Origin of the sequence: Guyparkeria sp. SCN-R1 (assembly GCF_003932495.1) — a bacterium.
Taxonomy (GTDB): Bacteria; Pseudomonadota; Gammaproteobacteria; order Halothiobacillales; family Halothiobacillaceae; genus Guyparkeria.
The window spans coordinates 1-12,316 of the sequence record NZ_QZMT01000013.1 but is presented as its reverse complement, the minus strand read 5'-3'; the positions used below and the strand labels follow the sequence as shown (position 1 = coordinate 12,316).

8 protein-coding genes and 1 tRNA gene are annotated in these 12,316 nt (G+C 63.3%); all 9 read right to left on the bottom strand.

Going from position 1 to position 12,316, the window contains the following annotated elements; translation table 11 throughout:
• Window positions 1-29 precede the first annotated feature (29 nt).
• Window positions 30-4,244, bottom strand: coding sequence for a DNA-directed RNA polymerase subunit beta' (rpoC, locus tag D5687_RS08065; RefSeq protein WP_125199267.1), 4,215 nt, complete (start codon window positions 4,242-4,244; stop codon window positions 30-32).
• A 77-nt stretch (window positions 4,245-4,321) separates the two neighbouring features.
• Window positions 4,322-8,488: a DNA-directed RNA polymerase subunit beta gene (rpoB, locus tag D5687_RS08060; RefSeq protein ID WP_125199266.1), complete on the bottom strand. Its 4,167-nt coding sequence runs from the start codon at window positions 8,486-8,488 to the stop codon at window positions 4,322-4,324.
• A 237-nt stretch (window positions 8,489-8,725) separates the two neighbouring features.
• Window positions 8,726-9,106: a 50S ribosomal protein L7/L12 gene (gene rplL, locus D5687_RS08055; RefSeq protein WP_125199265.1), complete on the bottom strand. Its 381-nt coding sequence runs from the start codon at window positions 9,104-9,106 to the stop codon at window positions 8,726-8,728.
• 30 nt (window positions 9,107-9,136) lie between these two features.
• Complete coding sequence (gene rplJ, locus D5687_RS08050) at window positions 9,137-9,664, bottom strand: 50S ribosomal protein L10 (protein WP_125199264.1); 528 nt, start codon at window positions 9,662-9,664, stop codon at window positions 9,137-9,139.
• A gap of 266 nt (window positions 9,665-9,930) precedes the next feature.
• Complete coding sequence (gene rplA, locus D5687_RS08045; protein ID WP_125199263.1) at window positions 9,931-10,626, bottom strand: 50S ribosomal protein L1; 696 nt, start codon at window positions 10,624-10,626, stop codon at window positions 9,931-9,933.
• Between the two features lies 1 nt (window position 10,627).
• Window positions 10,628-11,059, bottom strand: a complete 432-nt coding sequence (gene rplK, locus D5687_RS08040) for a 50S ribosomal protein L11 (protein ID WP_125199262.1) — start codon at window positions 11,057-11,059, stop codon at window positions 10,628-10,630.
• A gap of 62 nt (window positions 11,060-11,121) precedes the next feature.
• Window positions 11,122-11,655 (bottom strand): transcription termination/antitermination protein NusG, encoded by a 534-nt coding sequence (gene nusG / locus D5687_RS08035; RefSeq protein ID WP_125199261.1) that lies wholly within the window; start codon window positions 11,653-11,655, stop codon window positions 11,122-11,124.
• A gap of 10 nt (window positions 11,656-11,665) precedes the next feature.
• Window positions 11,666-12,037, bottom strand: a complete 372-nt coding sequence (secE, locus tag D5687_RS08030) for a preprotein translocase subunit SecE (RefSeq protein ID WP_125199260.1) — start codon at window positions 12,035-12,037, stop codon at window positions 11,666-11,668.
• A gap of 75 nt (window positions 12,038-12,112) precedes the next feature.
• Window positions 12,113-12,188 (bottom strand) — tRNA-Trp (locus D5687_RS08025).
• Window positions 12,189-12,316 lie beyond the last annotated feature (128 nt).

Sequence of the window (12,316 nt, the reverse complement as noted above, 5' to 3'; positions counted from 1 at the left end):
GCAGTTGCCGCGTTGCTGTCAACGCAAGCTCACTCCTCGTTGCCATTCTCCTCGGCAGTCACCTCGACCTCGGCGGCTTCAGCCGGCGCACCGAACAGGTCGTTGGCCTGATCGAGCGCGGCGTGACGCCGACGGCGACGCTCCTCGTGGTGCGCCAGACCGGTGCCCGCAGGGATGAGGCGACCGACGATGACGTTCTCCTTGAGGCCACGCAGCTCGTCGCGACCGCCGCGGGTGGCGGCATCCGTGAGCACCCGAGTGGTCTCCTGGAACGACGCCGCGGAGATGAACGACTCGGTCACCAGGGAAGCCTTGGTGATGCCGAGCAGCATCGGCTCGGACTTCGCCGGGAACTTGCCGTCCTTCTCGAGTGCTGCGTTCTCCTCGACCAGCCGCGCCTTGTCGACCTGGTCACCACGCAGGTAACCGGAGTCACCCGACTCGACGATCTCGACCTTGCGCAGCATCTGGCGAACGATCACCTCGATGTGCTTGTCGTCGATGCCGACGCCCTGCAGGCGATAGACGTCCTGGATTTCCTTGACGATGTAGTTCGCGAGATCCGCGATACCACGCAGACGCAGGATGTCGTGCGGTGCGAGTTCGCCATCGGCGATAATCTCGCCACGCTCGACGTGCTCGCCCTCGAAGACATTGATCACGCGATACTTCGGGATCAGCTCTTCGTGCTGCTCGCCGTTCTCGTCGGTGATCACCAGACGTTGCTTGCCCTTGGTCTCCTTGCCGAAGCTGACCGTACCGGTGTGCTCGGCCAGGATCGCCGGCTCCTTGGGCTTGCGGGCCTCGAAGAGATCCGCAACACGCGGCAGACCACCGGTGATGTCGCGGGTCTTCTGCGACTCCTGCGGAATGCGCGCCACGACGTCACCCACCTGCACCTCGGCACCATCGTTGATACCGATGATTGCGCCGGCCGGCAGGACGTAGATCGCGGGGATCTCCGTACCCGGCAGGTTAACGGGGTTGCCGTCACCATCGGTCAGGGCGATCGCCGGACGCAGGTCCTTGGCGGTGCCGGAACGCTGCGCCGGGTCGATGATGATCTGCGAGGACAGGCCCGTGATTTCGTCGGTCTCGGTCTTTACCGACTGACCATCGACGAAGTCCGAGAAACGGGCGAAGCCTTCTACCTCACTGACAACCGGGTGCGTGTGCGGATCCCAGTTGGCCAGCGTGGTGCCGGCGTCGACCTTCTCGCCGTCCTTGACGCGGATGACCGAGCCGTAGGGGACCTTGTAGCGCTCGCGCTCACGGCCCTGCTCGTCCAGCACGCCCAGCTCACCGGAGCGGGTAACCGCCACCAGGTCGGCATCGCGGTTCTTGACCGTACGCAGGTTGTGCAGGCGAACCGTACCGGTGGCCTTGTTTTCCACGGAACTGGCCGCGGCCGAACGGGAGGCCGCCCCACCGATGTGGAACGTCCGCATGGTGAGCTGGGTACCCGGCTCACCGATGGACTGGGCCGCCATGACACCGACCGCCTCGCCGAGGTTGACCGGCTCGCCGCGCGCCAGGTCACGCCCGTAACACTTGGCACAGACGCCGTGGCGTGCCTCACAGGTGATCGCCGAACGGACCCAGACCTCGTCGATGCCCGACTGCTCGATCCGCGCGACCATCGCCTCGTCGATCAGCGTGCCGGCAGGCAGCAGGACTTCCTCGGAACCCGGCACGACCAGGTCCTTGGCGGTCACGCGACCCAGGATCCGGTTGCCCAGACCTTCGACCACGTCGCCACCCTCGATCACGGCGGTCATCTTCAGACCGTCGGTGGTAGTGCCGCAGTCGTCGGAGGTGACCACCAGATCCTGCGCCACGTCGACCAGGCGACGGGTCAGGTAACCGGAGTTCGCGGTCTTCAGGGCGGTATCCGCCAGACCCTTACGGGCGCCGTGGGTCGAGATGAAGTACTGCAGTACGTTCAGACCCTCGCGGAAGTTCGCGGTGATCGGCGTCTCGATGATCGACCCGTCCGGCTTGGTCATCAGGCCACGCATGCCGGCCAGCTGCCGGATCTGCGCCGCCGAACCCCGGGCGCCGGAGTCGGCCATCATGAAGATGGCGTTGAACGAGTTCTGCGTGACGTCGTTGCCTTCCTTGTCCTTGACGGTATGCGCACCCAGCTGCTCCATCATCGAGCGGGAGATGGAGTCGTTGGCGCGCGACCAGATGTCGACGACCTTGTTGTAACGCTCCTTCTCGGTCACGAGACCCTGACCGTACTGGTCCTGGATCTCCTTGACCTCGGCCTCGGCAGACGCCAGTTCGGCATCCTTGGATTCCGGGACGATCATGTCGTCGGAACAGATGGAGATGCCCGAACGGGTCGCGTACCGGAAGCCCGTGTACATCAGCTGGTCGGCGAAGACCACGGTGTCCTTCAGGCCCAGGTGACGGTAGACGTAGTTGAGCAGGGCCGAGATCGGCTTCTTGCCCATGTCCTTGTTGATCTGCGCGAAGGGAATGCCCTCCGGCACGATACGGTACAGCAGGGCCCGGCCGACGGTCGTCTCGACGATCGCCGTCTTGGACTCGACCGTGCCGTCTTCCTCGCGGGTCCAGTCGGTGATCCGAACGCGCACCAGCGCGCCCAGCTCGACCTGACCGTTGTCGTAGGCGCGCTGCACCTCGTCGAGGTCCGCGAAGATCATGTCCTCGCCACGGGCATTCACCTTGGAACGCGTCATGTAGTAGATGCCGAGCACGATGTCCTGCGACGGCACGATGACCGGCTCGCCGGAGGCCGGCGACAGGACGTTGTTGGTCGACATCATCAGTGCGCGCGCTTCGGACTGCGCCTCGAGCGACAGCGGCACGTGCACGGCCATCTGGTCACCGTCGAAGTCGGCGTTGTAGGCCGAGCAGACCAGCGGGTGCAGTTGGATCGCCTTGCCCTCGATCAGGGTCGGCTCGAACGCCTGGATGCCCAGACGGTGCAGGGTCGGCGCGCGGTTGAGCAGCACCGGGTGCTCGCGGATCACTTCCTCGAGCACGTCCCAGACCTCGGCACCTTCCCGCTCGACCAGCTTCTTGGCGGCCTTGATGGTGGTGGCGAGACCACGACGGTGGAGCTTGCCGAAGATGAACGGCTTGAACAGCTCGAGCGCCATCTTCTTGGGCAGACCGCACTGGTGCAGACGCAGGGTCGGGCCGACCACGATGACCGAACGGCCCGAGTAGTCGACGCGCTTGCCCAACAGGTTCTGGCGGAAGCGCCCCTGCTTGCCCTTGATCATGTCGGCGAGCGACTTCAGCGGGCGCTTGTTGGTGCCGGTGACCGCGCGACCGCGACGACCGTTGTCCAGCAGCGAGTCGACCGACTCCTGCAGCATGCGCTTCTCGTTGCGCAGGATGATGTCCGGCGCGTTGATCTCGAGCAGACGCTTGAGGCGGTTGTTGCGGTTGATGACCCGGCGATAGAGATCGTTGAGGTCACTGGTCGCGAACCGGCCGCCGTCCAGCGGTACCAGCGGACGCAGGTCCGGCGGCAGGACCGGCAGCTGGGTCAGGACCAGCCACTCCGGACGGTTACCGGAAGAGCGGAACGACTCGAGCAGCTTCAGGCGCTTGGTGATGCGCTTGATCTTGGTCTCGGAACCGGTCTCGGCCAGTTCGTCGCGCAGCTTGAGGATCTCGTCGTCCAGCACGATCTCCTTGAGGAGCTTCTGGATCGACTCGGCACCCATGCCGGCCTCGAACTCGTCGCCGAACTGCTCGAGCGCCTCGATGTACATCTCGTCGGTGAGCAGATCGCCCTTGTTCAGGGTGGTCATGCCCGGATCGGTGACGATGAAGGCCTCGAAGTACAGCACCCGCTCGATGTCGCGCAGCGTCATGTCGAGCAGCAGGCCGATACGGCTCGGCAGCGACTTCAGGAACCAGATGTGCGCTACCGGGCAGGCCAGCTCGATGTGGCCCATGCGCTCGCGGCGGACCTTGGAGAGCGTGACCTCGACGCCACACTTCTCGCACACCACACCGCGGTGCTTGAGGCGCTTGTACTTACCGCAGAGGCACTCGTAGTCCCGCACCGGGCCGAAGATCTTGGCGCAGAAAAGGCCATCGCGCTCCGGCTTGAAGGTGCGGTAGTTGATGGTCTCCGGCTTTTTCACTTCGCCGAACGACCAGGAACGGATCATCTCCGGGGAGGCCAGCGAGATACGGATGTGGTCGAAGTCCTCTTCGCCGACCTCGTGGTTCATCAGATTAAGCAATTCTTTCATTGACTACCTGCCTAACGTGTTCTGTCACACGGCACCATGGACCCGGGCACCCGCCCGGTTGGCCCATGCCCCGGAAATCACTCGTCGTCTTGTTCCAACTCGATGTTGATCCCGAGCGAACGGATCTCCTTCAACAGCACGTTGAAGGACTCCGGCATGCCCGCGTCCATACGGTGATCGCCATCGACGATGTTCTTGTACATCTTGTTCCGGCCGTCGACGTCGTCGGACTTGACCGTCAGCATTTCCTGCAGCGTGTACGCCGCGCCGTATGCCTCCAGTGCCCAGACCTCCATCTCGCCGAAGCGCTGGCCGCCGAACTGCGCCTTGCCGCCCAGCGGCTGCTGGGTGACCAGGCTGTACGGGCCGGTCGAACGCGCGTGCATCTTGTCGTCGACCAGGTGGTTGAGCTTCAGGATGTACATGTAACCGACGGTGGTCTGACGCTCGAACGGCTCGCCACTGCGACCGTCGTACAGCTGCACCTGGCCGTTCTCCGGCATCTCGGCGAGCTTGAGCATGTGCTTGACCTCGTCCTCGACCGCGCCGTCGAAGACCGGAGTCGCCATCGGCACGCCCTTCTTGAGGTTGCCGGCCATCTCGATTAGCTCGTCGTCGGTCAGGCTGTCGAGGTCGACGGTCGGCTCGTCCCGGTGGTTGTAGACCTTGTCGAGGAACGCGCGCAACTCCTTGATCGCCTTCTCACGTTCGAGCTTGAGGCGCTTCTCGATCTGGTGACCCAGACCGCGAGCCGCCAGGCCCAGGTGCGTCTCGAGGATCTGACCGATGTTCATCCGCGACGGGACACCCAGCGGGTTGAGGCAGATGTCCATCGGCGTGCCGTCTTCCATGTACGGCATGTCTTCCTCGGGCACGATCATCGAGATGACACCCTTGTTGCCGTGACGGCCGGCGAGCTTGTCGCCCGGCTGGATGCGACGCTTGACCGCCACATACACCTTGACCATCTTGAGCACGCCCGGCTGCAGGTCGTCGCCCTGCTGGATCTTGCGCTTCTTGTCCTCGAAGCGCGCCTCGGCGTCGGCCTTCTCGCGCTCGAGCTGGGCCTTGTATTCCTCCAGCGCACCGGCGGCGGCCTCGTCCTCGACGCGGATCTCGAACCACTTGGCCGGATCGACCTTGTTGAGCTGGGCCGCGGTGATCTTGCCACCGGCCTTCACGCCGGTCGGGCCACCAACGGCGACCTTGCCCAGCAGCAGCTCGCGAACGCGGGCCTGGATGTCGCCCTCGATAATGCGCATGCGATCCTTGAGATCCTTGCGCACCGCGTCGAGATCGGCCTCTTCGATGGCACGGGCCCGGCTGTCCTTCTCGATGCCGTCACGGGTGAAGACACGTACGTCGATGACGGTGCCCTCGATCCCCTGCGGAACGCGAAGCGAGGTGTCCTTCACGTCCGAGGCCTTCTCACCGAAGATGGCTCTGAGGAGCTTTTCCTCCGGGGTGAGCTGTGTTTCGCCCTTCGGCGTCACCTTGCCCACGAGGATGTCGTTCGGGCTGACTTCGGCACCGATGTGCACCACGCCCGCCTCGTCCAGCTTGTTCAGCAGGTTCTCGGCGACGTTGGGGATGTCCGAGGTGATCTCTTCCGCGCCCAGCTTGGTGTCGCGGGCGACGCAGTTGAGTTCCTCGATGTGGATGGTGGTGAAGCGGTCTTCACGCACGACCCGCTCGGACATGAGGATCGAATCCTCGAAGTTGTAACCGTTCCAGGGCATGAAGGCACAGAAGATGTTCTGGCCCAGTGCCAGCTCGCCCATGTCGACGGACGGGCCGTCGGCGAGCACGTCGCCCTTCTCGATCCGGTCACCCACCTTCACCAGCGGACGCTGGTTGATGCAGGTGTTCTGGTTCGAACGGGTGTACTTGGTGAGGTTGTAGATATCCACACCGACCTCGCCCTGGGTGGCCTCCTCGGCCTTGACCCGCACCACGACGCGCGAGGCGTCGACGCGGTCGACCAGACCGCCGCGCTTGGCAACCACACAGGCACCGGAGTCGGTCGCGACCACGCGCTCCATCCCGGTGCCGACCAGCGGCTTGTCCGCCTTGAGGGTCGGCACGGCCTGACGCTGCATGTTCGAGCCCATCAGGGCGCGGTTGGCGTCATCGTGCTCCAGGAACGGGATGATCGAAGCCGCCACCGAAACGATCTGCTTCGGCGAGACGTCCATGTACTGGATCTCGGACGGATCGGAGAGCATGAACTCGCCCGACTTGCGTGCCGAGATCAGCTCACCGGTCAGCGTGCCGTCCTCGGCCAGCGGAGCGTTTGCCTGGGCGATGGTGAACTTCTCTTCCTCGTAGGCCGACAGCCAGTCGACGTCGGCGGTCACCTTGCCGTCGACCACCTTGCGGTACGGCGTCTCGAGGAAGCCGTAGGTGTTGGTCTGGGCGAACACGGCCAGCGAGTTGATCAGGCCGATGTTCGGGCCTTCCGGCGTCTCGATCGGGCAGACGCGACCGTAGTGCGTGGTGTGTACGTCACGCACCTCGAAGCCGGCGCGCTCACGGGTGAGACCGCCCGGCCCGAGCGCGGAGATACGACGCTTGTGCGTGACCTCCGAGAGCGGGTTGTTCTGGTCCATGAACTGCGACAGCTGCGAGGAGCCGAAGAATTCCTTCACCGCGGCCGCGACCGGCTTGGCGTTGATCAGGTCCTGCGGAGTCAGGCCTTCGCTCTCGGCCTGGGTCAGGCGCTCCTTGACGGCGCGCTCGACACGCACCAGGCCGATGCGGAAGACGTTCTCGGCCATCTCGCCCACCGAACGGATGCGACGGTTGCCGAGGTGGTCGATATCGTCGGTCTTGCCGTTACCGTTGCGGATGGCGATCAGCTCCATCAGCACGTCGAGGATGTCGGACAGGTCGCCGCTTTCCTCGAACCGCTTCTTGGCATCCTCGTTGCCGCCTTCGGCCAGACGACCGAAGTACTTGGCGTCGTAGAGGATGCCCGGACCGGAATCGCCCTCGCGCTCGAGTCGACGGTTGAACTTCATCCGGCCAACCTCGGAGAGGTCGTAACGCTCTTCGGAGAAGAACAGACCATGGAACAGGCCTTCGGCGGCATCCTTGGTCGGCGGCTCGCCCGGACGCATCATCTTGTAGATCTCGACCATCGCTTCGAGCGGGGTGGTCGACGGATCGTTGCGCAGGGTCAGCGACATGTACGGGCCGCGATCGACCTCGTTGTAGTACAGCGTCTTGAACGACTCGATGCCGGCCTTCTGGAAGGTCGCCAGCATCTCCTCGGTGATCTCGTCGTTGGCGTTCGCGATCACTTCACCGCTGTCGGTGTCGACCACGTCCTTCGCCAGCGTACGACCGACGACGAACTCGGCCGGTACCGGCAGGCTGTCGATCTTGGCGTTGTTGAGATCACGCACGTGCTTGGCGGTGATGCGCTTGCCCGCCTTGACGACGGTCTCGCCGTTGACCTCGATATCGAAGGCCGCATCGGTGCCCTTGAGACGCTCGGGGACCAGCGTGAGGGCCAGTTCCTCGCCGTCGACGCGGAATTCGTCGTGTTCGAAGAAGATGTCGAGCATCTCCTCGTTGTTGTAGCCCAGCGCGCGCAGCAGGATCGACGCCGGGATCTTGCGGCGACGGTCGATGCGGACGTAGACGAGGTCCTTCTGGTCGAACTCGAAGTCGAGCCAGGAGCCGCGGTACGGGATGACCCGCGCGGAGAAGAGCATCCGCTTGGAGGTGGTGGTCTTGCCCTTGTCGTGGTCGAAGAACACGCCCGGCGAACGGTGCAGCTGGGAGACGATGACGCGCTCGGTCCCGTTGACGACGAAGGTACCGCTCTCGGTCTGCAGCGGGATCTCGCCCATGTAGACATCCTGCTCTCGGATGTCCTTGACCACCTTGGAACCCGCCGGGGCTTCCTTGTCATAGATCACCAGGCGCAGCTTGACCCGCAGCGGTGCCGAGTAGGTCAGCCCGCGAATCTGGCATTCGCGCACGTCGAAGGCCGGCTCGCCGAAGTGATAATCGACGTAATCGATTTCAGCATTGCCCGAGTGGCTTGCGATCGGAAACACCGAACCCAGCGCCGCGTGGAGCCCGATGTTGCGGCGCTCCTTCTGCGCCACACCCTGCTGCAGGAAGCCCTCATAGGACTTCACCTGCGTGGTCAACAGATAGGGGACCGGCAGGACCTCGGCACGCTTGCCGAAGTCCTTGCGGATTCGCTTCTTCTCAGTGAATGAATAGCTCATCTACTTTCCTCGTCGGGACAATCTGAGTGTGATCGCCAGCGAACTGGCGATGCACGCCGTGGCGCGCGGGGATCCAATCCCCCTGTGTGGGGCGGCAGCCAGCCGCCCCGGGCAACCTTTCGCGATCAGACCGATAATCCGATCGCGAAAGGACGCCCAACAAGCGCGTAAAGGCCGGCAACCCGAAGGCCACCAGCCTGTACCTGGGTGCTGTGGTTAAGCGACCCTTGCACTCGTTTACTTGAGCTCGACGGAAGCGCCTGCCTCTTCGAGCTTGGCCTTCATGGTGTCGGCCTCTGCCTTCTCGACGCCTTCCTTGATGGTGCTCGGAGCACCTTCGACCAGTTCCTTGGCTTCCTTGAGGCCCAGACCGGTCAGCTCGCGGGTCGCCTTGATGACGGAAACCTTGTTGGAGCCGAACGAGGTCATGACCACGTCGAATTCGGTCTGCTCTTCTGCAGCAGCGGCGCCTTCGCCACCACCGGCTGCCGGAGCGGCGGCAACGGCGGCTGCCGCGCTTACGCCGAACTTCTCTTCCATGTCGGAGATCAGTTCAACGACCTCCATGACGGACATGTTGGAGATCGCTTCGAGGATATCGTCTTTTGTAACTGCCATGATTGAGTACCTGAAAAGTGATGAAAAAGGTTAAGCCGCTTCTTTCTGGTCGCGAATCGCTGCCACGGTACGCACCAGCTTGCCCGGAACCTCGTTGAAGGTACGGGCCAGCTTGGTGACCGGCGCCTGCATGGTCGCCATGAGTTGCGCAAGCGCTTCCTCACGGGTCGGCAGGCTGGCAACGCGTTCAAGAGCGGAAGCCGGGAGGAGTTCGCCACCCAAGGACACGAACTGGACTTCAAGCTGCGACATCTCCTTGGTCGCGTCCTTCATCAGACGCGCCGCGGAGCCCAGGTCGTCCATCGAGAACGCGAGGATGAGCGGGCCACGCAGGGCATCGCTCATGCATTCGTACTCGGTGCCTTCCAGGGCGCGCTTGGCCAGGGTGTTCTTGACGACACGCAGGTAAACACCCTGCTCACGCGCCTTGACGCGAAGCTCGGTGACCTGCGAGACCGTCAAGCCTCGATACTCGACGCCAACCGCCGAGTAGGCCTTGGATGCAACCTCGGCGACTTCTGCGACAACCAACTTCTTGCGATCGAAGGTTAATGCCACGTCTCTTACCTACGGTTGCAAAGGGACAAGCCCTTTTCGTTTGAAACCGATTCATGCGGTGCACGAATCGCCCTTCTCAACGGCCACCCAGACATGAAATCATCGGGACTCTGACCGTCTGCGCAGGCTTTCTTGATTAAGCGGGAGAGCACGCTCGCCCGCGCCTGCGGTCTTTGACGCCACCGGTATCAATACCGGCAGTCCAAAGAACGTGACCGGCCTCGACACGACGGTCGAGGCCGGTTATTCAGTGGGTTGCGCTGCGGTTATTCCGCGAGCGAACCCTGATCCACCACCAGGCCCGGGCCCATCGTGGTGGAGACGGATACACGCTTCATGTATACGCCCTTGGCCGCGGACGGCTTGGCCTTGTTCAGGTCACCGACCAAGGCATTGAGGTTCTCGATCAGCGCCGCCGGCTCGAAATCCACCTTGCCGATGGTGCAGTGGATGATGCCGTTCTTGTCGGTGCGGTAGCGCACCTGACCGGCCTTGGCATTCTTGACCGCGGTGGCCACGTCGGTGGAAACCGTGCCTACCTTCGGGTTCGGCATCAGGCCACGCGGACCCAGGATCTGGCCCAGCTGACCAACCACTCGCATCGCGTCCGGAGAGGCGATGACGACGTCGAAGTCCATACGGCCCTGCTTGATCTCGGCGGCCAGGTCGTCCATGCCGACGATGTCGGCACCGGCTTCCGTAGCGGCCTCGGCGTTCGCGCCCTGGGCGAATACGGCGACACGCACGTCTTGGCCGGTGCCACGCGGCAGGACGGTGGACCCACGAACCATCTGGTCCGAACGGCGCGGATCAACGCCCAGGTTGACGGAGACATCAACGGACTCGTTGAACTTGACCGTGGAGACTTCCTTCAGCAGGGCGAAGGCTTCTTCGGCACCGTACTGGCGGTTACGATCGATCTTCTCGGCGATCTGCTTCTGACGCTTGCTCAACTTGGCCATCTCACACACCCTCCACGTTCAGGCCCATGCTGCGGGCGCTACCGGCAATGGTGCGCACACGGGCGTCGAGATCCTTGGCCGTCAGGTCCGGCTCTTTGGTCTTGGCAATTTCTTCGAGCTGATCACGGGTAACCGTGCCGACCTTGGTCTTGTTCGGCTCGGCGGAACCGCTCTTGATGCCAACGGCCTTCTTGAGAAGGATCGCCGCCGGCGGGGTCTTCATGATGAAGGTGAACGACTTGTCCTGATAGACAGTGATCACCACCGGAACGGGAAGACCCGGCTCGATGTTGCCCGACGCGGCGTTGAACTCCTTGCAGAAGCCCATGATGTTGACGCCGTGCTGACCCAGCGCAGGACCGATGGGGGGCGACGGGTTGGCCTGACCGGCAGGCACCTGAAGCTTGATGTAAGCGGAGACTTTCTTAGCCATGATGACCTCTCAAGTGGGTAGTAGCGCCCGGCGCAGGGCCAGGCTCCCCGTTTGTCGACTAATCAGGTCTTCTCGACCTGGTCGAAATTCAGTTCCACCGGAGTGGAACGTCCGAAAATGCTGACCGCAACGCGCAGGCGGCTCTTTTCGTAATTGACTTCCTCGACCGTGCCGGTGAAGTCGTTGAACGGGCCGTCGCAGACACGCACCATCTCGCCTACGTCGAACAGCGTCTTCGGCTTCGGCTTTTCGGTCGAGTCCTTGACCCGGTTGAGGATCTGCTCGGCCTCGCGCTCGGTGATCGGCGTCGGCTTACCACCGGAATTACCGATGAAGCCCAGCACCCGCGGCACCGACTTGATCAGGTGCCACGCCTCGTCCGTCATGTCGACCTGGACCAGCACGTAACCCGGGAAGAACTTGCGCTCGGAACGACGCTTGACGCCGTCGCGCATCTCGACCACTTCCTCGGAGGGAACCAGGATCTCGCCGAACAGATGCTCCAGACCGGCGCGCTCGATGCGCTCGGCAAGCGCCTTCTTGACGCTGTTTTCGTACTGTGAGAACGCCTGGACGACGTACCAGCGCATCGCCATGTAAAGCCTCCTAACCGGTAATGCTGCGAACGATCCAACCCAGCAGCGAGTCGACGCCCCAGAGGAACAGGCCGATCAGGATGACGAGCAGGATGACCACGAGGGTCGTCTGCGTCGCTTCCTGACGCGTCGGCCAGACCATCTTCTTGACCTCGAGACGCGAGTCGAAGGTGAACTGCCAGATCGACCGCCCGACAGCCGTGGTGTACGCCACGGCGATCGCGAGCCCCGCGCCTGCCACAACAGCCAGGATGCGCAGGAACAACGGCTGGTCATCAAGCAGGTAATAACCCACGATGCCGGCGATGATCAGCAGGATCGCGATCGCGATCTTGGCTGAATCCAGGCCAGACGACGTGGGCTGTACGGACTTTTCCGACATGTTAGGAACTCACGCTTCAAAGACAGCACCCGCCGGCCGGCGAACCGGACCCGGCGGGCACCCCCTGCACGGAAGTGGCAGGGCAGGAGGGACTCGAACCCCCAACCTACGGTTTTGGAGACCGTTGCTCTGCCAGTTGAGCTACTGCCCTAGTGTTTTCGCCTACCGCGAAAAAAGAGCGCGAAGTCTATCCGACTCCGCGCCTTGACGCAACCCGTTGCGGGTTACTCGATGATCTTGGAAACGACGCCGGCGCCGACGGTGCGGCCGCCTTCGCGG

What these genes read in the sequence shown, in the direction of transcription:
- rpoC (WP_125199267.1), bottom strand. Translation starts at nt 4,244, where the DNA reads ATGAAAGAATTGCTTAATCTGATGAACCACGAGGTCGGCGAAGAGGAC.
- rpoB (WP_125199266.1), bottom strand. Translation starts at nt 8,488, where the DNA reads ATGAGCTATTCATTCACTGAGAAGAAGCGAATCCGCAAGGACTTCGGC.
- rplL (WP_125199265.1), bottom strand. Translation starts at nt 9,106, where the DNA reads ATGGCAGTTACAAAAGACGATATCCTCGAAGCGATCTCCAACATGTCC.
- rplA (WP_125199263.1), bottom strand. Translation starts at nt 10,626, where the DNA reads ATGGCCAAGTTGAGCAAGCGTCAGAAGCAGATCGCCGAGAAGATCGAT.
- rplK (WP_125199262.1), bottom strand. Translation starts at nt 11,059, where the DNA reads ATGGCTAAGAAAGTCTCCGCTTACATCAAGCTTCAGGTGCCTGCCGGT.
- nusG (WP_125199261.1), bottom strand. Translation starts at nt 11,655, where the DNA reads ATGGCGATGCGCTGGTACGTCGTCCAGGCGTTCTCACAGTACGAAAAC.
- secE (WP_125199260.1), bottom strand. Translation starts at nt 12,037, where the DNA reads ATGTCGGAAAAGTCCGTACAGCCCACGTCGTCTGGCCTGGATTCAGCC.